Raw genomic sequence first — 22,385 nt, forward strand, 5'->3', positions numbered from 1 at the left:
GCCCGTGGCCGAACCGCGTAACCGTTATTCGACCGTCTCGCTGATCCTGCACTGGCTGATCGCAGCGCTGGTGTTGGCGCAGGTGCTCCTGATTTCCGCCCACGAAGCCACTGACGGGCCCCTGTCCCGTGAGTTCGTCACCATTCACAAGTCGGTTGGGCTCAGCCTCCTGCTGCTGACCCTGTTCCGCATCGGCTGGCGCGTCGCCAACCCCGCCATTCCGCTGCCGGCGGAAACGCCGCGCTGGCAAAAGCTGGCCGCGCGGGCCACCCACGTCGGGTTCTACGTCATGCTGCTGGCCATGCCGCTGCTCGGCTGGGCCGCGTCGTCGGCCGCGGGCCGTGAGATCGTCTGGTTCGGCCTGTTCGACTGGCCGCTGCTGCCCGTCGGCGGCGGTCGCGACGTCGCGCGCGATCTGATGGACCTGCACGAGGACGGCGCCAAGATTCTCTATGTCCTGATCTTCCTGCACGTCGTCGGCGCCCTGAAGCATCACTTCATCGACCGCGACAACGTCCTGCACCGGATGATCCCGCTGATCCCGCGCCGGCCGTGAGGCGGCGGGCGATCCTCCTCGCCGGAGTACTGGCGGCATCCGGTCTGGGCGCGGCCGCGCCGCCGTGGGTCGTGATCCGCGAAGGCTCGACCATCGACATGACCGTGCGGGCCCTCGGTGGATCGCATCGCGGCCGGTTCGACGACTGGCATGGCGACATCGCCTTCGATCCCGCCTCGCCGGGCGCCACGCGCGCGACGGTGGTCGTCCAGGCGGCCTCGCTCAGGATGAACTCCTCGGTCCTGACCAGCCGCGCCGTCGGCCCGGCCATGCTCGACGCGGCCCGCTATCCCGTCATCCGTTTTGAGCTGAGGTCGCTTCAGTCCTTGGGCGGAGACCGCTACACGGCTCGGGCCGATGTGTCGGTGAAGGGCCGGACCCGCCCGGTGACCTTCCCGCTGGACTTGCGAGTCACCGGCGAGCAAGCGCATCTGACCGGCGCGTTCACCCTCGACCGCACCGAATTCGGGATAGGAACCACAGGCGCGTGGAACAGACTGGTCGGCCGCGAGGTGACGGTGCGGGTGGCGCTTCAGGCGCGCCGCGCTCCGGCGTGACCGATGCCGAGGCCGCCGCGGCGCTGTCCGCCGGCCATCTGGTCATCCTGCCGACCGAAACGGTCTATGGCCTCGCCGCCGACGCCGGGAACGCCAAAGCGGTGGCCGCCATCTTCGAGGCCAAGGGTCGCCCGCGCTTCAACCCCTTGATCGCCCATGTCGCCGACCTCGCCGGGGCCGAGGCCATCGCCGTCTTCGACGAGCGCGCCCGGGCTCTCGCGGACGCCTTCTGGCCCGGTCCCCTGACCATCGTCGCGCCGGTGCGGGACCGCGAACGTGTCTGCGACCTCGCCCGCGCGGGCCTCGACAGCGTCGCCGTCCGCGTCCCCGGCCACCCCCGCGCCCGCGCCGTCCTCTCGGCCTTCGGCGGCCCCGTCGTCGCCCCCTCCGCCAACCGCTCCGGCCGCCCCAGCCCGACCACCTTTGAAGACGCTCTGGAAGAGACCGGCTTCGCCGCCTCCGCCGCCATTGACGGCGGCCCTTGCGCTGTCGGCGTCGAAAGTACGGTCGTCTCGGTTCTCGACGGCCGCGTCGCCCTGCTACGCCCGGGCTCTGTCACTCGCGACCAGATCGAAGCCCTAGTCGGCCCACTCGAGCAGGACGGGGAGGGGCATCGCTCGCCCGGCCGCACGGCGCTCCACTACGCCCCCGACGCCCCGGTGCGCATCAATGCCGATCGCGCAGGGGAGGGCGAAATCCTGCTCGGTTTCGGCCCCGGCGTCGGAGACCCGCGCTGGAGCCTCAGCCCGACAGGCGACCTCCGCGAAGCCGCCGCCAACCTCTTCCGCATGCTGCGTGAGGCGGATCGGGAAAAGCCGGTCGGCATCGCAGTGTCGCCCATCCCGGCGCAAGGGCTCGGCGAGGCGATCAATGACCGGCTCAAGCGGGCGGCGGGATTCGTCGGTTAGGCGGTGTCGGTTCGGAAGGAATATATTCCTTTTCCCGGCTTGATGATCGCTTGGCCATCCCCATGTTCTGGCTTCGACCGGTCTTTGAAAATCAGATGCGCAGGCGAAGCGGAATAGCCCGTCTGCAGATCAACATTTCCGATAATCTGGCAGGGTTTTGGCCGGCCAAATTGTCAAGCTGCTGTATTCGCGCGCTTTCGTTGGCCGATTTTGGCAGGGTTGGCGCCCCGAATTGGTAAAGGGCGCTACGGACAGAACCGGGATCAGCCGCGAGAATTCTGCGTCGGATGCCCCTACTGCGCCGTCCAGCCGCCGTCGATCGAGAAGCTGGCCCCGTTGGCGGAGGCGCCGAGGTCCGACACCAGATACAGCATCATCCCCGTCAGCTCGTCGGTGGTGACGAACCGCTTGGTCGGCTGGGAGCCGAGGATGACGTCCTTGAGGACGGCCTCCTTCGACATGCCGCGGGTGCGGGCCTGATCGGCGATCTGCTTCTCGACGATGGGCGTCTCGACGAATCCGGGGCAGAGGGCGTTGCAGGTGATGTTGTCCTGCGCCAGCTCGAGCGCCACCGTCTTGGTGAAGCCGATCACGCCGTGCTTGGCGGCGACATAGGCAGACTTGAACGGGCTGGCGACGAGGCCGTGGGCCGAGGCTACATTGATGATCCGTCCGCGGCCCTGCGCCTTCATGATCGGGATCGCAGCCCGCGTCGCATAGAAGGTCGACGACAGGTTGATGGCGATGATCTGCTCCCACTTGTCGGCCGGGAATTTCTCGACCGCCTCGACGTGCTGGATGCCGGCGTTGTTGATCAGGATGTCGACCCGGCCCAGTTGGTGCTTGCCGAAGGCGACCATGTCCGCGACCTCGTCGCCGCGCCGCATGTCGGCCCCGTGGTAGCGCACCCGCACTCCGCAGCTGGCCTCCAGCTCGGCCCGCGTGCGCTCGATCTCCGACGGATCGCCTAGCCCGTTCAACACTACGTCCCCGCCGCGCGAGGCGATGGCGCGGGCGAAGGCGAGGCCGATGCCGGAGGTCGATCCCGAGATCACCGCGACCTGGCCTTTCAGGTCGCCGATGTCGCGGAAGGGCGCGCTTTCGGCTTCCGAGCCGTCACCGCGTTTGGGCCATTGGAACATAGGTTATTGTCCGTCTTGTCTCTCGGATCAGCCTAGCCGTTCGCGATTGCGAAGGCGACAGGCCTCATGAATTTCCTGTTCTGGTGAATATCCAGTCCACATCCGTCGACCCGGCCTTGTCGAACCGGTAGCCGTCCCGGTCGAAGGCCTTCAGGTCGACCGCCTTTTCGATCCGCTCCTCGACGGCGAACCGGGCCATCGCCCCCCGCGCCCGCTTGGCGAAGAAGGAGATGATGCGGCTCTCGCCGTCCTTCGCCTCACGGAAGTGCGGCGTCACCACCGGCAGCTTCAGCGCCTTGGCGTCGACGGCTCCGAAATATTCCTGGCTCGCCAGGTTCACCAGGGTGCGGTCCGCCATGCCCTCGGCATCGGCGTTCAGCTGCTTCGAAATCCTGTCGCCCCAGAAGTCGTAGAGGCTGTTCCCACGCCGCGTCTTCAGCCGCGTGCCCATCTCCAGCCGGTAGGGCTGAATCCGGTCGAGCGGCCGCAGCAGGCCGTACAGGCCGGACAGGATGCGGATGTGATCCTGGGCGAAAGTCAGTCCCGTCTCGTCCAGCTCGCGCGCCTTCAGCCCTTCATAGACATCGCCGGCGAAGGCGAAGGTCGCCTGAACGCCATCGGTCGAATCCGCGTCGAAGGCCTGGAACCGCTCGCGATTCAGCCGGGCCAGATCGTCCGAGATGCTCATCAGCCGGCGCAGTTCGGCCACCGTGCGGCCCCGCGCCGTCCGCGCCAGCGACGCCGTGTCCTCGCGGAACCGCCGCTTCGTGGCGGGCAGGGCGGGGTCGGCTTCGGTGAAGTCCAGCCGCTTGGCCGGGGACAGGACGATCAGCAAGGCGGGCCTCCGGCGGCGGGAGGGCATCGAATAGGCCGCTTCGGTGACGAATTGAACCGGGCGCGGCGTCGCGGCTTCGCTGTCAGTGGTGCTCGCCGTACAGTGCGGCCAACACGCTAGGCAGCCGCTCCGGCAGGTCCTCCGCGATCAGTCCCGGCCCGAACCCCCGCGCCGCCTCCGCATGAAGCCAGACCGCCGCCCGGGCCGCATCGAAGCTGTCCATCCGCTGCGCCATCAGCCCGCCGATCATGCCCGCCAGCACGTCGCCCGTCCCCGCCGTCGCGAGCCAGGGTGTGCCGTTGTCGTTGACGGCCACCCGCCCGTCCGGCGCCGCGATCACGGTCGCCGGTCCCTTCAGGACCACCACCGCGCCCGCCCGCCGCGCGGCCTCTGCAGCCCCGCCCTCTCGCGCGGTCTCGAGCAAGTCGGGGAACAGCCGTTTGAACTCGCCCTCGTGCGGCGTCAGCACGTCGTCCCGGTCCAGCACCTCGAACAGGCCCTCCGGCCAGCCCTCGAACACCGTCAGCCCGTCCGCGTCCACGACCAGCGCCGCGCCCGTCACCGCCAGCGCCCGGATGTGCGCCCGTGTCGCCTCCGTCAGCCCGGCCGCTGGCCCGATCACCACTGCGTCCATGCCCTCGCACGCCTCGACCAGCGCCTCGGGCGAGCCGAACGGCGTCAGCATGATCGCCTCGACCGCGGACGCGATGACCGCCGCCGCATCGGGCGGACACAGGATGCGGACCACGCCGGCTCCGATCCGCAGCCCCGCCCGGGCCGCCAGCCGCGCCGCGCCCGTCTGCGTCGCCTTGCCGGACACCACGCCCAGCCGCCCTCGCGCATGCTTGTGCGTCTCCGCGCCTGGCCACGGGAAGCTGTCGCGCCAGTCGGGAAGGAGCGTTCCGGTCACCGGCCGCGTTCTCCGTTCACGGATGGCGCCAGTCGCTGAAAAAGGCTTGCCTTATTGTGCAATGCAATGTCCCTTTACCGCCCGAGCGCGAGGCGTATCAGGCCCGCTGGGATCGCCGATGAAAAAGATCGAAGCCGTCATCAAGCCCTTCAAGCTGGATGAAGTGAAGGAAGCGCTCCAGGACGCCGGGGTGCAAGGCATGACCGTGCTGGAAGCCAAGGGATACGGCCGCCAGAAGGGGCATTCCGAGCTCTATCGCGGGGCCGAATACGTCATCGACTTCCTGCCCAAGATCAAGATCGAGGTGGTGGTTCCGGACGACATGGTCGCCTCGGTCATCGAAGCCATCCAGACCGCCGCCCGCACCGGCAAGATCGGCGACGGCAAGATCTTCGTCTCCGACGTTCTGGACGTCATCCGCATCCGCACCGGCGAGACGGGGGCCCAAGCCGTCTGACCGCCAAGACCACCGGCCGCCTCTCGAGGCGGCCGTTTCATTATCCTCCCCAAGAAACGGACCCTCGAGAATGAGCGCCAAGAAAATCCTTTCGGAGATCAAGGAGAAGGACGTTCAGTACGTCGACCTCCGCTTCACCGACACCAAGGGACGCATGCAGCACGTCACCTTCGACATCGATCTGGTCGACGAGGAGTTCCTGGAAGAGGGGACCATGTTCGACGGCTCGTCGATCGCCGGCTGGAAGGCCATCAACGAGTCCGACATGCTGCTCAAGCCCGACCTGAACGGCTACTGGATCGACCCCTTCTACCAGCAGACGACCCTGTTCCTGTTCTGCGACGTGCTGAACCCGGACACCAACGAGCCCTACAACCGCGACAGCCGCTCGATGGCCAAGAAGGCGCTGGCCTACGTCCAGTCCTCCGGCGTGGGCGACACCGTCTTCTTCGGCCCGGAAGCCGAGTTCTTCATCTTCGACGACGTGCGCTGGAGCACCGCTCCGCACGACACCGGCTACACTTACGATTCGATCGAACTGCCGGCCAACACGGGCGCCGAATACTCCGAAGGCAACATGGGCCATCGCCCGACGCACAAGGGCGGCTACTTCCCGGTCAACCCGACCGACAGCGCCCAGGACCTGCGCGGAGAGATGCTGGGCGTGATGCGCGACCTCGGCATGCAGCCCGAGAAGCACCACCACGAAGTCGCCCCGGCGCAGCACGAACTGGGCCTGAAGTTCTCAGATCTGCTGACCATGGCCGACCGGCTGCAGCTTTATAAGTACGTGATCCACAACGTCGCCGCCGCCTACGGCAAGTCGGCCACCTTCATGGCCAAGCCGACCTTCGGCGACAACGGCTCGGGCATGCACGTGCACCAGTCGATCTGGCGCGATGGCAAGCCGCTGTTCGCGGGCGACAAATACGCCGGCCTGTCGGACCTGTGCCTCTGGTACATCGGCGGCATCATCAAGCACGCCAAGGCCATCAACGCCTTCGCCAACTCGACGACCAACTCCTACAAGCGTCTGGTCCCGGGCTACGAAGCGCCGGTGAAGCTGGCCTATTCGTCGCGTAACCGTTCGGCCTCGATCCGCATCCCGTTCGTGTCCTCGCCCAAGGCCAAGCGCATCGAGGCCCGCTTCCCCGATCCGATGGGCAACCCCTATTTGACCTTCGTCGCCCTGCTTATGGCCGGTCTCGACGGGATCGAGAACCGCATCGATCCGGGCGCGCCGGCCGACAAGAATCTCTACGACCTGCCGCCGGAAGAGCGCGGCAACATCCCCGAGGTCTGCGGCTCGCTGAAGGAGGCGCTCGACAGCCTCGACAAGGATCGCGCCTTCCTCAAGAAGGGCGGCGTCATGGATGACGACTTCATCGACAGCTACATCGAGCTGAAGATGGAAGAGGTGATGCGTCTGCAACTGCACCCGCACCCCGTCGAATTCGACATGTATTACAGCTGCTGATCGACCCGTTCCGATCGACAGGGGGCTGACGATCGAAGGGCCGGACGGGCAACCGTCCGGCCCCTTTTTTTCATCCGCGGAGCAGGATCAGCGGTTGGTGGTCTCGACCTCGATGCCGTTCGAGCCGGCGCGGACGGTGGTGCTGTCGCCGTCGCGGCGGCTGTCCCGCTCGATGACGACCGGCGGGGTCGCGACGGGAACCTCGCGCTCAACCACGACAGGCGCGGCGGGGACTTCGCGTTCAACGATGGTGGTGGTCGACGCCGGGGCCGCGGTCTCGGCGGTCGTGTCGGCGTTATTGTCCGCGGGCGTGCAGGCGACGGCGCCCAAGGCGAGGGCGGCGGTGGCGGCGAGGGCCACGGTGGACTTGAGGGTGTTCATGGGTGGCTTCCTTGTGTCGGATATCCGACCCAACGGCCCCGCTACGGCTCCGGTTCCGTTCGGGGCACCTCGGCCCCGTCCGCGCTCCGGCGGCGGAACTCGATCAGCCGCACACACCAGATCGAAATCTCGTAGAGCAGCACCAGCGGAACGGCGAGCATCAGCTGGCTGATCGGGTCGGGCGGCGTCACAACCGCGGCGACGACCACGACCGCGACGATGGCGTAGCGCCGACCCTCGGCCATCACCTTCGAACTGATGATCCCGGCCAGGCCAAGCAGGGTCATGACGATGGGCAGCTGGAAGCACAGTCCGAACGCCAGCAGCAGGGCGGTCACCAGGTTCAGATATTCGGAGATCTTCGGCAGCAGGGCCACCGTGACGCCCGCGCTGGCGACCTGCTGGCCGAGCGAGAACCACATGACGAACGGCAGCATGACGAAATAGACGAGCGCGCCGCCCAGCGCGAAGAGCAGGGGCGCGGCGATGAGGAAGGGCAGGAAGGCGCCCTTTTCGTTGCGATAGAGGCCGGGCGCCACGAACCGGTAGAGCTGATACGCCAGCACGGGGAAGGCCATCACCACGGCGCCGAACCCCGCGATCTTCATCTTGGTGAAAAGCTGTTCCAGCGGGGCGGTGGCGATCAGTTCCACCGTCGACTGCCCACCCGCGGGAATGGGCTTCAGCCACGCCGTCGCCGCGATCAGGTCGAAGGGCGAAGCGCCGTGACCGTTCGGCCCGGCAGCCGCGTGCAGGGCTGAGGCGGCCTGGAATGGGTGGATCAGGATCAGCTGGATTTCGGCCGCGAAATAGAAGCAGACGAGGAAGGCGATCACGAAGGCGACGACGCAGATGACCAGCCGTTTGCGCAGCTCGATCAGGTGATCCATCAGCGGCGCGCGGGACGCCTCGATCTCGGCCTCGTCCTGCTCGATCCGGCTCACAGCTCGATCGCCTTCTTGCGCGAAACCTTCGGCTTGGCGGGCTCGGCGTTCGCGGTTGCTGCTTTCGGTTTGGCGGTCTTCCTGGCGGCCGGAGCTTTCGCGGTCGCTTTGGGAGCCGTCTTGCGCGGCTTCGGCTTCGCCGGCGGCGTCGTCGCTTCCAGCGGCGCCATTACAGGCGCGCTGTCGGGCCATTCGTCAGGCGCGCCGAGCTGCGGGGTGGTTTCGACCGGTTTGTTCAGTTCGGTGCGGATGTCCCGGAACGCCGCGTTGGCGTCGGCGCCGAGGGCGTGCATGCCCTGACCGGTGCGCAGCGCCTCGACCTCCTTGCGCAGATCGTCGAGTTCCGACTGCCGCGCCATTTCATCGAAGCTGGAGCGGAACTCATTGGCCATGCCGCGGGCCTTGGCCACCAGCTTGCCGAGCTTGCGCAACAGCAGCGGCAGACGCTCGGGCCCCACCACCAGCAGGGCCACGATCGCGATAACCAGATATTCGCCGCCCCCGATACCGGGACCCAGGCCACCCATGCGTCAGGTCTCCGACGTCAAATGCGGGCCTACGACTTCAGGTCTTCTTTTTCGGCGTCCGTGCGGGGCAGGGCGCCCGCGCGCTCGTCCCGCGGCTTGTCGTCGTCGGTGTCCTTCAGGCCGTCCTTGAATGCCTTCACGCCCTTGGCCGCGTCGCCCATCAGGCCCGACAGCTTGCCGCGTCCGCCGAACAGCAGCAGCACGATGACGGCGACGATGGCCCAGTGCCAGATGCTCATTGAGCCCAAGACGATCTCTCCTCGTTCAGGCCGATGCGCGGCCCGTCTTCAATACTGTCGCCGCATATAGGCTGTTCGGTGGCGCGACGCCAAGCGAACCTGATACAGCGCGCGCATGAGTCACGTGATCATCCACACCGACGGCGCCTGCAAGGGCAATCCGGGCCCCGGGGGCTGGGGCGCGATCCTGCAGACCGGCGGCGGTCACGAAAAGGAACTGTGGGGCGGCGAGCCGCTGACCACCAACAACCGCATGGAACTGATGGGCGCGATCATGGCGCTGGAGGCCCTGACCCGCCCTTGCCGCGTCGACCTTCACACTGACAGCAAATACGTCATGACCGGCATCACCGAATGGATCCGGGGCTGGAAGGCGCGCGGCTGGAAGACCGCCGACAAGAAGCCGGTCAAGAACGAGGACCTGTGGAAACGCCTCGACGCCGCTCGCGCCGGTCACGAGGTCAAATGGCACTGGGTCAAGGGCCATGCCGGCCACGAACTCAACGAGCGAGCAGACGGTCTGGCGAATCGCGGGATCGAAGACCTGAAGCGCTAGACCGGCCGCACCTTCAGCTTCGGCCCGTCTACCGCCTCGACGATGACGCTTTCGCCGGTCGGCGGCGGCGCACCATCGATCTCGGCCGGCCATTCGGCGCCCGAGACGAAGACCCGGCCACGGCCGTCGACGAAGGCCTGCACGACCTGCGCCCTCTGGCCGATCAGCCGTCCGTCCCGGGCGTTGATGTCGGGGGCGTCAGACGGATTCACACGCTGGATCAGGGTGCGCGACAGGAGGGTCGCCGCCACCGTCAGCACAGCGAACAGCAGCATCTCGCCGAGCAGGCCGAGCGGCAGAGCGAGGGCGGTCACCACCGCCACCACGCCCGCGGACACCGCCGGCCACAGCAGCCATTCGGTCGAGAAGGCGGCCTCGATGGCCAGCAGGATCACGCCCAAGGCCAGCCAGATCCAGTAGGGCTGGGCCGCGTGCAGGTCTGAGAGCGCTTCCATGGTCAGGTTACCGGAACGGAGCCGCCGCCGCGCGGCGGCCGCGGAGGACGGGGCGGAGTGGGGGGCTCGACGCGCGGCGCTGGCGCGGTGCGGACGTCTGTGCGGCTCTGCTGCTGCTCCCTGGCCAGGCCGACCAGTTCGCCCAGACCGGCGATGGTGCCGACCAGGCCAGACATCTCGGCCGGAACGATGACGGTCTTGGCGGTCGGGTTGCGGGCCAGTTCGGCGAAGGCCTCGACGTATTTCTGGGCCACGAAATAGTTGATGGCGTTGACGTCGCCGCGGGCGATGGCCTCCGACACCATGGCGGTCGCCTTGGCCTCGGCCTGGGCTTCACGCTCGCGGGCCTCGGCGTCGCGGAAGGCGGCTTCCCTGCGGCCCTCGGCCTGCAGGATGGCCGACTGCTTGGCCCCCTCTGCGCGGGCGATGGCGGCCTGTTTCTCGCCCTCGGCCTCGGTGATCACGGCGCGGCGCTCGCGCTCGGCCTTCATCTGCCGCGCCATGGCGTTGGTGATGTCGGCCGGCGGCGTCAGGTCCTTGATCTCGATCCGGTTGACCTTGACCCCCCACGGCTCGGTGGCGGCGTCGATGACGGTCAGCAGGCGCGAGTTGATGTTGTCGCGCTGGAACAGCACTTCGTCGAGGTCCATCGAGCCGACCACGGTGCGCAGATTGGTCATGCACAGCTGGGTGATGGCGTAGGGCAGGTTCTCGACCCGGTAGGCGGCGCGGGCGGCGTCCATCACCTGGATGAAGACGATCGCGTCCACCTTCACCATGGCGTTGTCCTTGGTGATGACCTCCTGTTGGGGCACGTCCAGGACCTGCTCCATCATGTTCATGCGGCGGCCGATACGCTCCACGAAGGGCGTCAGCAGGCTGATGCCCGGCGACAGGGTCCGGGTGTATTTGCCGAAGCGTTCAACGGTGAATTCACGGCCTTGCGGGACGATCTTCACGACGCTGAACAACAGGATGAAGGCCAGAACGACCAGCGCGATGGCGAAATAACTCATGATGGGCCTCCCTATTCCCCTCAAGGTTATCACCCGGGGGGCCGCCCGCCAGCGAAACCGGTCAGGGCTTCATGAACTCGCTGTAATGTTCCCTCTGCGTCACGCCCGCATGAAAAAATAGCGTCCGAAGCGTCCAATACGTCCGCTGCGTCCACTGTGTTCGAAGCGTCCACTGCGTCCGCTTGTATGCCCGGACGACGCCGGCCATCCGTGAGTGGACGGAGGGTGAGATCAGATTAGCAGGTCGATGCGTCAGAACGGACGCATGGGCCATGCCGATAATGCGCAAGGTTTCGCCCCAGGCGATCAGGCCCCCGACATCGTTCACAGGGAAGAACCGGGCCTCGAGCGCGTCGTCGCCGGCCACCGGCTCCCCGGAAACCCAGCGCGCCGCATAGTCAATCAGGACATAGTGCCGGCCGGCCTCGGGGAAGAGCCCATCGACAACATCGACTAAGCCGACGATCTCCGCCTCGACCCCCGTCTCCTCGCGCAGTTCGCGCAGAGCCGCATCCACCGCCCGCTCGCCCGGCTCGATCCGGCCGCCGGGCAGGCTCCATTCGCCCATCCGAGGCGGCGTTCCGCGGCGGATCAGCAGCACCTCGTCGCCCCTCAGGCAGACGACGCCGACGGCGGGGACGGGTGCGGGCAGGGGGCTCGGCATCCGCCCACCCTAGCTTCGCCCTTTCGCCGCGCCCACGACTTTGAGACAACAGGCCATGACCCCGCCCTCCGCCGCCGCCATCGCCGCCCTGAAGTCCGCCCTCGGCGACGGCGGCTGGACCGACGATCCGGCCGGTATCGCGCCATGGCTGACGGAGTGGCGGAACCGCTGGAATGGCCACACTCCCCTGATGCTGACGCCCCGCTCGACGGAGCAGGTCGCCGGCGCCGTCCGCATCTGCGCCGAACACCGGGTGTCCATTGTCCCGCAGGGCGGCGACACCGGCCTCGTGGGGGGGCAGATACCCTTCGGCGAGGTGCTGCTCTCGACGCGGAAGCTGCGCGCTGTTCGGGACGTCACACCGCTCGACGACGCCATGACGGTCGAGGCCGGCGTCACCCTCCTTGAGGCCCAGCAGGCTGCCGCGGCCGCCGATCGCCTGTTCCCCCTCAGCCTCGCGGCCGAAGGCAGCGCTACGATCGGGGGCGTCATCTCCACCAACGCCGGCGGCACGGCGGTCATCCGCTACGGCGTGATGCGCGATCTGGTGCTTGGCATCGAGGCCGTCCTGCCCGACGGCGAAGTGTTCCGCGGCCTCAAGCGGCTGCGGAAGGACAACACCGGATACGACCTCAAGCAGTTGTTGATCGGCGCTGAGGGCACGCTCGGCGTCGTCACCGCCGCCACGCTGAAGCTGTTCCCCGTCATGCGCTCCCGCGCGACCGCGATGGTCGGGCTCGAAAGCCCGCGAGCCGCCATCGAGCTGCTGGCCCGCGCCAAGGCAGAGACGGGCGGGGGCGTCGAGGCCTTCGAACTGATGAAGCGGATCGGCATGGCCTTCGTCCTCGCCAACATTCCCGACACACGGGAGCCGCTCGAGTCGGCGCCGCCCTGGTACGTCCTGATCGAGCTGGTCTCCGGCGAGCCGGGCGCCGCCGATACGGCCATGGAGCAACTGCTGTCCCACGCCTTCGAGGCCGGTCTCATCACCGACGCCGCCATCGCCCAGAACGACGCCCAGCGCGCCGCGTTCTGGAAGGTCCGCGAGGAGCAGTCCGCCGCCCAGAAGCCGGAGGGCGGCGGATGGAAGCACGACGTCTCCGTCCCCGTCTCCCGCATCGCGGACTTCCTCGACGACGCCACCGCCGCCGTCGGGCGCTTCCACCCCGGCGCGCGGGTCAGCGCCTTCGGTCATGTCGGCGACGGCAATATCCACTACGACGTGCTCTGCCCCACAGGCGGCGATCACCCCGCCTTCATCGCCCGCTGGGCCGAGGGATCGCAGATCGTCCACGACATCGTCGCACGCTACGACGGCTCCATCTCCGCGGAGCACGGCCTCGGCCGCCTGAAGACCGAGGAGGCGCGCCGCTACAAATCGCCCGCCGAGATACGGAGCATGCAGGCCATCCGCGCCGCGCTCGACCCGCACAGGATCATGAACCCGGCCGTGCTGTTCTAGCCGTCCGGCTTGCCCCCTTCGCCCTTCCGTCCTACCCCTCCGGCTCGATTCAACCCCGCCGGAGCGCCCTCATGACCCTCGCCCTTCTGTTCCCCGGACAAGGCAGCCAGTCGGTCGGCATGGGTGCGACGCTCGCCGACGCCTTCGCCAGCGCCCGCGACGTCTTCGCCGAGGTCGACGAGGCGCTGGGCCAAAACCTGTCTCAGCTGATGCGCGACGGCCCCGAGGACCAGCTGACCCTGACTGAAAACGCTCAGCCGGCCCTGATGGCCGTCTCCGTCGCCGCGGCGCGGGCGCTGAAGGGCGAGTTCGGCGTCGATATTGGCAAGGCCGCCTTCGTCGCCGGCCATTCGCTCGGCGAATACTCCGCCCTGTGCGCCGCCGGCGCGATCAGCCTGTCGGACACGGCCCGCCTGCTGAAGCTGCGCGGTCAGGCCATGCAGCGCGCCGTTCCGGTCGGACGCGGGGCCATGGCCTCGCTGATCGGGCCGAAGACAGATCTGGCGCTCGCCGAGGAAGCCGCCCGCGCCGGCTCCGAAGTCGGCGTCTGCGTCGTCGCCAATGACAACAACGCCGGCAACATCGTCATCTCGGGCGATAAGGCCGCCGTCGACCGCGCCATCGAAAAGGCCAAGGAACTCGGCGCGCGCGCCATTCCGCTGAACGTCTCCGCGCCCTTCCACTGCCCCCTGATGCAACCCGCCGCCGATGAAATGGCCACGGCGCTGGCCTCGGCCACGATTCTCGCTCCGGGGGTTCCTGTGGTCGCCAACGTGACCGCCCGCCCCGAGACCGATCCCGAGGTCATCCGCCGCCTGCTGGTCGAACAGGTCACCGGCCGCGTCCGCTGGCGCGAGTCCATGGAATGGATGGCCGGGGAGGGCGGCGTCACCCGCTTTGTCGAGATCGGCTCGGGCAAGGTCCTGACGGGCATGGCCAAGCGGATCGCGCCCGACGCCGAGAGCCTGTCGCTGAACAGCCCCGAAGAACTCGAAGCCTTCGCGACCAGCCTCTGATCAGGCTCGCGTACCGAGCCAGTCGGCGGCGATCGCCTCGCGCACGTCGCGCACCAGAGCCAGCTCGGTATTGAAGAACTGCACCATGATGACCCCGGCCATTCTGTTGGTCGGGTCCAGCCAGGCGTTGGTGCCCGCCGCGCCGCTCCAGCCGTACTCGCCCGCGTTCGGCTCGCTGGAGTTCACGACCAGGCCGCCGAAGCCGAACCCGCCTTCGGGGCCCCAGTCCGGTCTGATGCCCGCGGGGAGGATGTTGGTGCGGACCAGCCGGGCCGTCTCCGGTTTCATCACCTGCACCCGGCCGGCGCGCCCGTCGGCGAGCAGGGTGGTCATGAAGGCGAGATAGTCGCGCGTCGAGGAAACGAGGCCCGCCCCGCCCGCGAACAGCGTCACCGGCGCCGAATAGGCCTCCGCCGAAGCGCCTGCCGCAGGCCGCCTGCCGGCCCCTGCATAGTCGTAGACCGCCGCCAGCCGTCCGGCGTCCCCCCGCCGCAGCCTCCAGATGGTGTCATCCATCCCGATCGGGTCGAACAGCCGGCGCTGCAGGAAGTCGGGGAACGGCATCCCCGAGGCGCGCTGGACGACGAGGCCCATCACATCCAGCGAGACGCTGTAGTCCCAGTCGGTCCCCGGCTCGAACAACAGCGGAATCTCGCCCAGCCGCCGAACCATCTCGTCGAGATCGCGAACCTTGGGCCCATCGCCGGGCTCGGCCCCCAGCTCGCCCGTGAACGGGAAGACGCCCGCGCGGCGATAGGCCTTCTGCACCGGGCCGTCGCCCATGATGTTGTAGGTCAGGCCGCTGGTGTGGGTCAGCAGATGCCGGATGGTCATGGTCTGCGTCGCCGGGCGCGCCTCCAGACCCTTGGCCGGATCGATCGCCACCGTCAGCCGCTCGAACTCAGGCACGAAATCCGTGACCGGCTGGTCCAGCGTCAGCTTGCCGTCCTCGATCAGCAAGGCCGCAGCCGTGCCCGTGACCGGCTTGGTCATCGAATAGATCCGGAACAGCGTGTCCCGGTTCATGGCCGGCGATGCGCCGTGGTCCTGCGTCCCGGCCTGCAGCCAGGCCTCGGAGTCGTCAGGAAGTTGCAGTCCGACGGTGGCTCCGGGCACGAGACCGTCGGCCACGTACCTGTCCAGAACCGCCTGCGTCTGCGGAAGCCGGGTGGTCTCCGGACTTGGCGGCCGGGCCGCGCAACCCGCGACGCCCAGCAAGCCGGCGCCCAGGAGCAGCGCGCGGCGATCCGTGATGAACCCGTTCGTTCCCGTCAGGCGTTCGGGCATGGCGATCCTCTGGCGGTGCGACGCGGGCTCGGATAGGACCGCATCGAAGACAATGGCGGAGCTACCGATATGTTCAACCTCTCAGGCAAGACGGCGCTGGTCACGGGCGCGACGGGCGGCATCGGCGGCGCTGTCGCCCGCGCCCTTCACGCGCAGGGCGCGGCGGTGGTGCTCTCGGGCACCCGGGAGGCCGTGCTTCAGGATCTGGCGAAAGAGCTGGGCGACCGCGCCTTCGCCGCCGCCGCCAACCTGTCCGACGCCGAATCCGTCGACGGCCTGATCGCCCGCGCCGAAGAGGCCGCCGGCGCCCCGCTGGACATCCTCGTCGCCAATGCCGGCATCACCAAGGACGGCCTGCTGATGCGGATGAAGGACGAGGACTTCTCCGACGTCATCAAGGTCAATCTCGAGAGCTATTTCCGCCTGTCGCGCGCGGCCATGAAGGGGATGATGAGGCGCCGCTCGGGCCGCATCATCGGCGTCACTTCGGTGGTGGGCGTGACGGGCAACCCCGGCCAGACCAACTACGCTGCCTCCAAGGCCGGCATGATCGGGTTTTCCAAGTCGCTGGCGCAGGAGGTCGGCTCGCGCGGCATCACCGTGAACTGCATCGCCCCCGGCTTCATCGCCTCGCCGATGACCGACGTGCTCAACGACCAGCAGCGCGAGACCATCCTCAAGAACATCCCGGCGGGCCGCCTCGGAACCGGCGACGAGATCGCCGCCGCCGCCGTCTATCTCTCCTCCGACGAGGCCGCCTATGTCACGGGGCAGACCCTGCACGTGAACGGCGGCATGGCGATGATCTGATGAAGGTCCTGCGCATCCTCGCCACCATCCTGAGCGGCCCGATGCTGCTGGTCGGGATCATCTGGGTGCTGCAGGGGCTCAACATCCTGCCCGGCAGCTTCATGACCGGTCAGATCATCTGGGCGGTCTATGGAGCGCCGCTGGCTGTGGCGGGCGCGGGGCTTGTCTGGTGGCTCAACCGGGGCGCTCAAACCCGGTAACGGGCTATTTTCCGTCGCCCCGCCTGTGCTAAAGCCGAGGCAACCGGTTCGCCTGAGTCTTCGTTGAAGGCTTGCGCAGCCGTCGCCGTCGTCATACGGCATGGACTGAGACAACAGCCGCTCCGGCGGCCCAACGAGCAGAGACACACATGTCCGACACCCTGGAACGCGTCCGCAAGATCGTCATCGACCACCTGGACGCCGATCCGGAAAAGGTCGTTGAAAAGGCCAGCTTCATCGACGATCTGGGCGCCGACTCGCTCGACAACGTCGAACTGGTCATGGCCTTCGAGGAAGAATTCGACATCGAGATCCCGGACGACGCCGCCGAGCACATCCAGACGGTCGGCGACGCCGTGAAGTTCATCGACGAGAAACTGGCCGGCTGATCGCCGCCAGATCGATACGGCTTTGATGGCCGCCGTGGCGTTCCCCTAGCGGGACCGCCCGGCGGCCATTACTGTTTAAGGTCAAGATTCTGAGTGAAGGAGCGGGCATGCGCCGCGTTGTCGTCACGGGCCTCGGCCTTCTGACTCCCCTTGGCTGGGGCGTCGAGCACAACTGGAAGGGCATCGTCGAGGGCCGGTCCGGAATCGGACCGATCACCTGCTTCGACACCGAAGGCTATGCCTGCACCATCGCAGGCGAGATTCCGTCCGTCGACGGCCGTGGCGGCGGCGCCCCCGGCCAGCACGGGGTCTTCGACCACGAGAAGGTCATGTCGCCCAAGGACCGCAAGCGGGTCGACGACTTCATCGTCTACGCCATCGCCGCCGCGGACGAGGCGCTCGCCGATGCGGGCTGGAAGCCGGAGACCGAGGAGCAGCGCGAGCGCACGGGCGTGATGGTCGGCTCCGGCATCGGCGGCCTCGGCCCCATCGCCGACACCGCCATCATCCTGAAGGAGCAGGGCCCGCGCCGGGTCAGCCCCTTCTTCATCCCTTCGGCCCTGATCAACCTGACCAGCGGCCAGATCTCGATCCGCCACGGGCTCAAGGGTCCGAACCATTCGGTGGTCACCGCCTGCGCCACCGGGGCCCACGCCATCGGCGACGCGGCCCGGATGATCGCCCTGGACGACGCGGACGTCATGGTCGCGGGCGGGGCGGAAAGCTCCATCGTGCCGATCGGCATCGCCGGCTTTCTCGCCTGCAAGGCCCTCTGCACCGCCTATAACGACACGCCCGAAAAGGCCTCGCGGCCATGGGACAAGGACCACTCGGGCTTCGTCATGGGCGAGGGCGCCGGCATCGTGGTGCTGGAAGAGTACGAGCACGCCAGGGCCCGCGGCGCGACCATCTATGCCGAGGTCGTGGGCTATGGCCTCAGCGGCGACGCCTACCACATCACGGCCCCGGCCGAGGACGGCGACGGGGGCTACCGGGCCATGCAAATGGCGGTTAAGCGGGCCGGCATCGAGGTTTCCGACATCGACTACGTCAATGCCCACGGCACCTCGACCATGGCCGACTGGATCGAGGCCGGGGCCATCGAGCGGCTGATGGCGGACCACGCGCCCAACGTGGCCCTGTCCTCGACCAAATCCATGACCGGCCACTTGCTGGGCGCCGCCGGGGCGATCGAGGCGATCTACTGCATCCTCGCGATCCGCGACCAGATCGCGCCGCCGACCATCAACCTGGACGATCCCGAGCGTGAGACGGCGCTGAACATGGTCAAGGACAAGGGGCAGCCGATGAAGATCGACGTCGCCATGTCCAACAGCTTCGGCTTCGGCGGCACCAACGCCAGCGTCATCTTCAAAAAGGTAGGCTGATGTTCGGTCGTTCTCGGGGAGCGGGGGCTCCGAAGTCCGGCCACAGCAGATCCGGGGGACCGACCGCGCTTCTGGCCGCGTCGGCGACCTTCAGCGTCTTCCTGATCGTCGCCATCATCGCCGCCTGGAGCGTCTTCTACGCACCCGGCCCGGCCGCGAGACAGGGCGATTCGACCATCGTGACCCTGCCCAGCGGCGCCGGCGTCAGCGCCATTGCCGCCAATCTGAAGGCGGCGGGGGTCATCCGCTCGACCGATATGTTCAAGGCCGCCGCCACCCTGACCGGCGCCGACCGCAAACTGCGCGCCGGCGAATATGAGGTGCCCGCCAAGGCCTCGTTGCGGTCCGTCCTCGTGCTGCTGGTCGAGGGCAAGGTGGTCCGCCACTACGTCACCCTGCCGGAGGGCTGGTCCTCGGCCCAGGCGGTCGACATCCTCAACAACCAGCCCCTCCTGACCGGCGAAATCACCGACATACCGGAGGAGGGCTCGCTCTGGCCCGACACCTATGAGATCGGCCGCGGCGATACCCGGGCCTCGATCATCGCCCGCATGACCACGGCCCAGACGGACAATCTTGCCCGCCTCTGGTCCGCGCGCTCGCCGCGGACGGTCGCCCGATCGCCTGAAGAGGCCGTCATCCTGGCTTCGATCGTGGAGAAGGAAACCGGGGTCGCATCGGAGCGTCCGCGTGTCGCCGCCGTGTTCTCGAACCGCCTGCGCATCGGCATGCGGCTGGAAAGCGATCCGACCATCGAATACGGCGTCACCAAGGGGCGGCCTCTGCGCCGGGGTCTGCGCCGTTCCGAGATCGACCAACCGAACGCTTGGAACACTTACCAGATCGACGGCCTACCCCCGACGCCGATCGCCAACCCGGGACGCGACGCCATCGCCGCCGTCCTCAATCCGCCGCCGTCGAACGAGCTGTTCTTCGTCGCCGACGGCACGGGCGGTCACGTCTTCGCCAGCAGCTATGAACAGCACCTCGCCAACGTCGCCCGCTGGCGCGAGGTCGAGCGCCGCAAGGCTGGCCTGCCGCCCACGCCGGTCGCGCCCGCGCCCATTGCCGCGCCCGCCGAGCCCACGGCGGCGACGGTTCCACCCGGTGTTGTCGTGCCTCAAGGCGCGCGGGTGATCACCATCCCGCAGACGGCGCCCGCCCAATGAGCTCCATATCGGGCATGACCGGCTTCGGCCGCGCCGAAGGTGCGGAGGGCGGCTGGACCTGGTCGGTGGAGGCCCGCTCGGTCAACGGCCGCAACCTCGAGGTCCGCTTCCGCGGCCCGCCCGGCTTCGACAGCCTGGAACGCGCCGCCAAGACCTCGGCCCAGAAGCTGTTCAATCGCGGTCAGGTCACCCTCGGCGTCCAGGCCAAGCGGGCCGAACCGGGCGCCGCCGCGCTCAAGGTCAACGAAGACATTCTCGCCCGCTACCTGACCCTCGCCAATCAGCTGGCGGAAGAAGGGGCCACTCCGCCCTCGGCCGACGGCCTGCTGGGCCTGCGCGGCGTGCTCGAAGCGCCCGAGGAGGAGGAAGACGCCGACGCCCGCGCCACGGTCGAAACCGCCATGGCCGCCTCCATCGAGGCCGCTCTCGAGGCTCTGAAGGTCTCCCGCGACCGGGAGGGGTCGCAACTCCTGCCGGTCGTCACCGACTTCATCGACCGCATCGAGGCCCTCATCGCCTCCGCAGAGACCGAGGCCGCCGCCCAGACCGACGCCATTCGAGACCGTTTCACCCGCCGCATGAGCGAGCTGGCGCCGGACGCGCCCGGCCTGCAGGACCGGATTTTCCTCGAGGCCGCGGCCCTCGCGACCAAGGCCGACGTCCGCGAGGAACTAGACCGGCTGACGGCCCACGTCGCCTCGGCCCGGACCCTGTTGCAGCAACCCCCCGCCGGCCGGAAACTCGACTTTCTGATGCAGGAATTCATGAGGGAGGCGAACACCCTCTGCTCGAAATCGGCTACGACGGCGCTCACCGGAATCGGCCTCGAGCTGAAAGCCGTCATCGAGCAGCTGCGCGAACAGGTCCAGAATGTCGAATGAACGTACGCCCCGTCGCGGCGTCCTCCTGATCGTCGCCAGTCCCTCCGGGGCCGGGAAAACCAGCCTGTGCCGCCGCCTCATGGCCGACCATGGCGGGCTCGAACTGTCCGTCTCCATGACCACGCGCGGCATCCGTCCCGGCGAGGTCGCCGACCGCGACTATCACTTCGTCGACGACGCCGAGTTCCAGCGGATGATCGACGCCGACGGCTTCCTCGAATGGGCGGACGTCCACGGCAGCCGCTACGGCAGCCCCCGCGCCCCCATCGACCGCGCCCTCGCGGAGGGGCGCGACGTGCTGTTCGACATCGACTGGCAGGGCGCCCGCGACATCGCGGCCAAATGCCCCGACGACGCCGTCCGCGTCTTCATCCTGCCCCCCAGCCTCGAAGAGCTGCGCCGCCGTCTGGTGACCCGTTCGCAGGACGCCGAGGACGTGATCGAGCGCCGCATCGCCAACGCCAAGGGCGAGATCGAGCACTGCGGCGAGTTCGACTACGTCTTCGTCAACGACGACTTCGACCGTTCCTACGCCGAGCTGGCGCACATCTACCACGCCGAGCGGTCCAAGCGGTTCCGCAACGTCTGGGTCGACGCCTACAAGAACGCCCTGCTCAATGAGGCCGTCTGAGATTTCAGCGCCGGGTCTTGAACCCCGCATCTCCGCCCCTATCTCCAACGCACTGTTTCAACAACGAAAGGAGGTGGTCGAATGTCTCATTGTCTCACGCCGCGCGCGGCCCGTCGGATGAGCCCGGCCTCCCCTCTGGCGGGGACTGTCGCCTGAAGACGTAGCCGCACGCCGGCTGACAATGGAAGGGCCGCTCCTCTCGGGGGCGGCCCTTTTTGCTGCGCGCCATCAGGTGCAACCAACCGCGCCGCTCGCAACTTTCCGTGAGTGCTGGCTGGAGGGAAGCGATGTTCGGACGGAAGCGGGGCCAGACCCTCGAACGGCTGGTCTATTGCAGCCGCGCCTGCATCGACACAGCCTCCCTGCAGGCCATTTCCGAAATCCTCGGCGTCTCCCAGCGCAACAATGTCCGCGACGGCCTGACCGGCGCCCTGGCGATCAACGATGGCTGGTTCCTGCAGGTGGTCGAGGGAACTGAAGCGGCGCTCGACGCCCTGCTCCGCCGCCTTGTCGCCGACACGCGCCATACCGATCTGGAAATCCTGTCGCGCCGCACCGTGACAGGGCGTCTTTTCCCCGACTGGTCGATGATCTCGACCCGGATCACGCCGGACGTCACGCCGCAGTTGAAGCGCCTGATCGACGAATGCCGCGCCTCGCCCGAAGCCGCCGTCGACGCCCTGTTGCGCCTCGTGGCGGCGGGGAAGGGTGAGGCGAGCTAGGTCAGCGCCGCAGCCAACCGCAGGAAGCCGGCGCCGTCGATCACCTCCGCGCGGGCGTCCGGCTCGATCCCCGCCGCCTCGCACAGGGCCGCGCCGCCGAGCGTCTTCAGGCTCGAGCGCAGCATTTTGCGCCTCTGGCCGAATGCCGCCGCTGTCACCCGCTCCAGCCGCTTCAGGGTCTCGCGGTCCGGCCGGTCGGCTCTCGGAACCAGATGCACCACCGCGCTCGCCACCTTGGGTGGCGGGGTAAAGGCCGCGGCGGGCAGATGCATGACCAGCCGGGCCTCGCACACCGCCTGGGCGATCACCGCCAGACGGCCATAGGCGTCGTCGCCCGGCGCGGCCACGATGCGCTCGGCCACTTCCTTCTGGAACATCAGGGTAAGGGCGTAGGGCAGCCACGGCCCCGTCAGCCATTTGATCAGCAGGGCGGTGCCGACATTGTAGGGCAGGTTCGACACCAGATGCGCCGGACCCTCCACCAGTTCGGCCTCGCGCACCTTCAGCGCATCGCCCTCGACGATTTCCAGCCGTCCGGAGCCGTCGTCCAGCTCCGCCAGAAGCGGCAAAAATCTCGGGTCCTTCTCGACCAGCACGACCCGACCGGCGTCGCTCTCCAGCAGCGCCCGCGTCAGACCGCCGGGCCCTGGCCCGACCTCGATGACGCTGCGGCCGTCGAACGGCCCCGCCAGACGCACGATCTTCCGCGTCACGTTCAGATCGAGCAGGAAATGCTGGCCGAAGCTCTTCTTCGCCGACAGGCCGTGGGCGTCGAGGCTCTCGCGGAGGGAGGGAAGGTCGGTCAC

At 68.1% G+C, this 22,385-nt stretch carries 27 protein-coding genes and 1 pseudogene; 16 read left to right on the forward strand and 12 right to left on the reverse strand.

Annotated elements, in window-relative coordinates:
- Positions 1–4 precede the first annotated feature (4 nt).
- From GGQ87_RS11150 to GGQ87_RS11160, 3 genes are read left to right on the forward strand one after another with little or no spacing between them, the layout of a single operon-like run.
- Positions 5–556 carry a cytochrome b/b6 domain-containing protein gene (locus tag GGQ87_RS11150; RefSeq protein WP_168047822.1) on the forward strand — a complete coding sequence of 184 codons (552 nt, stop codon included), beginning with the start codon at positions 5–7 and terminating at the stop codon, positions 554–556.
- Positions 553–1,113: a YceI family protein gene (locus GGQ87_RS11155; protein WP_168047824.1), complete on the forward strand. Its 561-nt coding sequence runs from the start codon at positions 553–555 to the stop codon at positions 1,111–1,113. The genes GGQ87_RS11150 and GGQ87_RS11155 overlap by 4 nt, the downstream gene beginning before the upstream one ends.
- A complete protein-coding gene (locus GGQ87_RS11160; protein WP_342448351.1) occupies positions 1,110–2,021 on the forward strand; it encodes an L-threonylcarbamoyladenylate synthase in 912 nt (303 codons plus the stop codon). Before GGQ87_RS11155 ends, GGQ87_RS11160 begins: the two co-directional genes overlap by 4 nt.
- A gap of 293 nt (positions 2,022–2,314) precedes the next feature.
- Here the strand turns inward: GGQ87_RS11160 and GGQ87_RS11165 are convergent, their stop codons facing one another.
- From GGQ87_RS11165 to GGQ87_RS11175, 3 genes are all read right to left on the reverse strand, one after another.
- Positions 2,315–3,163, reverse strand: coding sequence for a 3-hydroxybutyrate dehydrogenase (locus GGQ87_RS11165; protein WP_168047828.1), 849 nt, complete (start codon positions 3,161–3,163; stop codon positions 2,315–2,317).
- A 64-nt stretch (positions 3,164–3,227) separates the two neighbouring features.
- Positions 3,228–3,998 (reverse strand): peroxide stress protein YaaA, encoded by a 771-nt coding sequence (gene yaaA / locus GGQ87_RS11170; protein WP_168047830.1) that lies wholly within the window; start codon positions 3,996–3,998, stop codon positions 3,228–3,230.
- Between the two features lie 82 nt (positions 3,999–4,080).
- On the reverse strand, positions 4,081–4,908 hold the full coding sequence (locus tag GGQ87_RS11175; protein WP_342448352.1) for an NAD(P)H-hydrate dehydratase: 828 nt from the start codon (positions 4,906–4,908) through the stop codon (positions 4,081–4,083).
- 118 nt (positions 4,909–5,026) lie between these two features.
- Here GGQ87_RS11175 and GGQ87_RS11180 point away from each other — a divergent pair, with 118 nt between their 5' ends.
- Positions 5,027–5,365 (forward strand): P-II family nitrogen regulator, encoded by a 339-nt coding sequence (locus GGQ87_RS11180; RefSeq protein ID WP_168047832.1) that lies wholly within the window; start codon positions 5,027–5,029, stop codon positions 5,363–5,365.
- 70 nt (positions 5,366–5,435) lie between these two features.
- Positions 5,436–6,842, forward strand: a complete 1,407-nt coding sequence (glnA, locus tag GGQ87_RS11185) for a type I glutamate--ammonia ligase (RefSeq protein ID WP_168047834.1) — start codon at positions 5,436–5,438, stop codon at positions 6,840–6,842.
- An 87-nt stretch (positions 6,843–6,929) separates the two neighbouring features.
- Here the strand turns inward: glnA and GGQ87_RS11190 are convergent, their stop codons facing one another.
- Genes GGQ87_RS11190 through GGQ87_RS11205 form a run of 4 tightly spaced genes read right to left on the reverse strand, consistent with a single transcriptional unit; the run spans position 6,930 to position 8,942 of the window.
- Complete coding sequence (locus GGQ87_RS11190) at positions 6,930–7,223, reverse strand: hypothetical protein (RefSeq protein ID WP_168047836.1); 294 nt, start codon at positions 7,221–7,223, stop codon at positions 6,930–6,932.
- Positions 7,224–7,264: 41 nt separating this feature from the next.
- The gene (gene tatC, locus GGQ87_RS11195; RefSeq protein WP_168047838.1) at positions 7,265–8,167 is read right to left on the reverse strand and encodes a twin-arginine translocase subunit TatC; all 903 of its coding nucleotides are present in this window, start codon (positions 8,165–8,167) and stop codon (positions 7,265–7,267) included.
- A complete protein-coding gene (gene tatB / locus GGQ87_RS15645) occupies positions 8,164–8,694 on the reverse strand; it encodes a Sec-independent protein translocase protein TatB (protein ID WP_425339281.1) in 531 nt (176 codons plus the stop codon). The genes tatC and tatB overlap by 4 nt, the downstream gene beginning before the upstream one ends.
- A 29-nt stretch (positions 8,695–8,723) precedes the next feature.
- The gene (locus GGQ87_RS11205; RefSeq protein ID WP_168047840.1) at positions 8,724–8,942 is read right to left on the reverse strand and encodes a twin-arginine translocase TatA/TatE family subunit; all 219 of its coding nucleotides are present in this window, start codon (positions 8,940–8,942) and stop codon (positions 8,724–8,726) included.
- Positions 8,943–9,048: 106 nt separating this feature from the next.
- Here GGQ87_RS11205 and rnhA point away from each other — a divergent pair, with 106 nt between their 5' ends.
- Positions 9,049–9,489, forward strand: a complete 441-nt coding sequence (gene rnhA / locus GGQ87_RS11210) for a ribonuclease HI (protein ID WP_168047842.1) — start codon at positions 9,049–9,051, stop codon at positions 9,487–9,489.
- Here the strand turns inward: rnhA and GGQ87_RS11215 are convergent.
- The 3 genes and pseudogenes from GGQ87_RS11215 to GGQ87_RS11225 all read right to left on the reverse strand — a co-directional run.
- Positions 9,486–9,944 carry an NfeD family protein gene (locus tag GGQ87_RS11215; protein WP_168047844.1) on the reverse strand — a complete coding sequence of 153 codons (459 nt, stop codon included), beginning with the start codon at positions 9,942–9,944 and terminating at the stop codon, positions 9,486–9,488. The two genes, rnhA and GGQ87_RS11215, sit on opposite strands and share 4 nt — an antisense overlap.
- 2 nt (positions 9,945–9,946) lie before the next feature.
- Positions 9,947–10,960: an SPFH domain-containing protein gene (locus GGQ87_RS11220; RefSeq protein ID WP_168047846.1), complete on the reverse strand. Its 1,014-nt coding sequence runs from the start codon at positions 10,958–10,960 to the stop codon at positions 9,947–9,949.
- 277 nt (positions 10,961–11,237) lie between these two features.
- Positions 11,238–11,624: pseudogene (locus GGQ87_RS11225) on the reverse strand (NUDIX hydrolase); the annotation flags it as partial.
- A gap of 55 nt (positions 11,625–11,679) precedes the next feature.
- Between GGQ87_RS11225 and GGQ87_RS11230 the strand changes: the two are divergent.
- Complete coding sequence (locus GGQ87_RS11230) at positions 11,680–13,086, forward strand: FAD-binding oxidoreductase (protein WP_168047848.1); 1,407 nt, start codon at positions 11,680–11,682, stop codon at positions 13,084–13,086.
- A gap of 71 nt (positions 13,087–13,157) precedes the next feature.
- A complete protein-coding gene (fabD, locus tag GGQ87_RS11235) occupies positions 13,158–14,102 on the forward strand; it encodes an ACP S-malonyltransferase (protein WP_168047850.1) in 945 nt (314 codons plus the stop codon).
- On the opposite strand, the gene GGQ87_RS11240 is transcribed toward fabD, so the two are convergent.
- Complete coding sequence (locus GGQ87_RS11240) at positions 14,103–15,389, reverse strand: serine hydrolase domain-containing protein (RefSeq protein WP_168047851.1); 1,287 nt, start codon at positions 15,387–15,389, stop codon at positions 14,103–14,105. It lies immediately after the preceding gene.
- Positions 15,390–15,458: 69 nt separating this feature from the next.
- Here GGQ87_RS11240 and fabG point away from each other — a divergent pair, with 69 nt between their 5' ends.
- From fabG to GGQ87_RS11280, 8 genes are all read left to right on the forward strand, one after another.
- Positions 15,459–16,199, forward strand: coding sequence for a 3-oxoacyl-[acyl-carrier-protein] reductase (gene fabG / locus GGQ87_RS11245; protein ID WP_168047853.1), 741 nt, complete (start codon positions 15,459–15,461; stop codon positions 16,197–16,199).
- Entirely contained in the window at positions 16,199–16,399 is a 201-nt protein-coding gene (locus tag GGQ87_RS11250; protein WP_168047855.1) for a hypothetical protein, read from the forward strand. The genes fabG and GGQ87_RS11250 overlap by 1 nt, the downstream gene beginning before the upstream one ends.
- 149 nt (positions 16,400–16,548) lie before the next feature.
- Complete coding sequence (locus GGQ87_RS11255) at positions 16,549–16,788, forward strand: acyl carrier protein (protein WP_055830235.1); 240 nt, start codon at positions 16,549–16,551, stop codon at positions 16,786–16,788.
- A gap of 107 nt (positions 16,789–16,895) precedes the next feature.
- On the forward strand, positions 16,896–18,176 hold the full coding sequence (fabF, locus tag GGQ87_RS11260) for a beta-ketoacyl-ACP synthase II (RefSeq protein ID WP_168047857.1): 1,281 nt from the start codon (positions 16,896–16,898) through the stop codon (positions 18,174–18,176).
- Positions 18,176–19,345, forward strand: coding sequence for an endolytic transglycosylase MltG (gene mltG / locus GGQ87_RS11265; RefSeq protein ID WP_168047859.1), 1,170 nt, complete (start codon positions 18,176–18,178; stop codon positions 19,343–19,345). The genes fabF and mltG overlap by 1 nt, the downstream gene beginning before the upstream one ends.
- Complete coding sequence (locus tag GGQ87_RS11270) at positions 19,342–20,226, forward strand: YicC/YloC family endoribonuclease (RefSeq protein ID WP_168047861.1); 885 nt, start codon at positions 19,342–19,344, stop codon at positions 20,224–20,226. Before mltG ends, GGQ87_RS11270 begins: the two co-directional genes overlap by 4 nt.
- Entirely contained in the window at positions 20,216–20,857 is a 642-nt protein-coding gene (gene gmk, locus GGQ87_RS11275) for a guanylate kinase (RefSeq protein WP_168047863.1), read from the forward strand. Before GGQ87_RS11270 ends, gmk begins: the two co-directional genes overlap by 11 nt.
- A gap of 287 nt (positions 20,858–21,144) precedes the next feature.
- On the forward strand, positions 21,145–21,579 hold the full coding sequence (locus GGQ87_RS11280) for a BLUF domain-containing protein (RefSeq protein ID WP_168047865.1): 435 nt from the start codon (positions 21,145–21,147) through the stop codon (positions 21,577–21,579).
- Here the strand turns inward: GGQ87_RS11280 and rsmA are convergent.
- Positions 21,576–22,385, reverse strand: coding sequence for a 16S rRNA (adenine(1518)-N(6)/adenine(1519)-N(6))-dimethyltransferase RsmA (gene rsmA / locus GGQ87_RS11285; RefSeq protein WP_168047867.1), 810 nt, complete (start codon positions 22,383–22,385; stop codon positions 21,576–21,578). The two genes, GGQ87_RS11280 and rsmA, sit on opposite strands and share 4 nt — an antisense overlap.

The sequence above is a fragment of the Brevundimonas alba genome, assembly GCF_011927945.1.
GTDB classification, from domain to species: Bacteria; Pseudomonadota; Alphaproteobacteria; order Caulobacterales; family Caulobacteraceae; genus Brevundimonas; species Brevundimonas alba.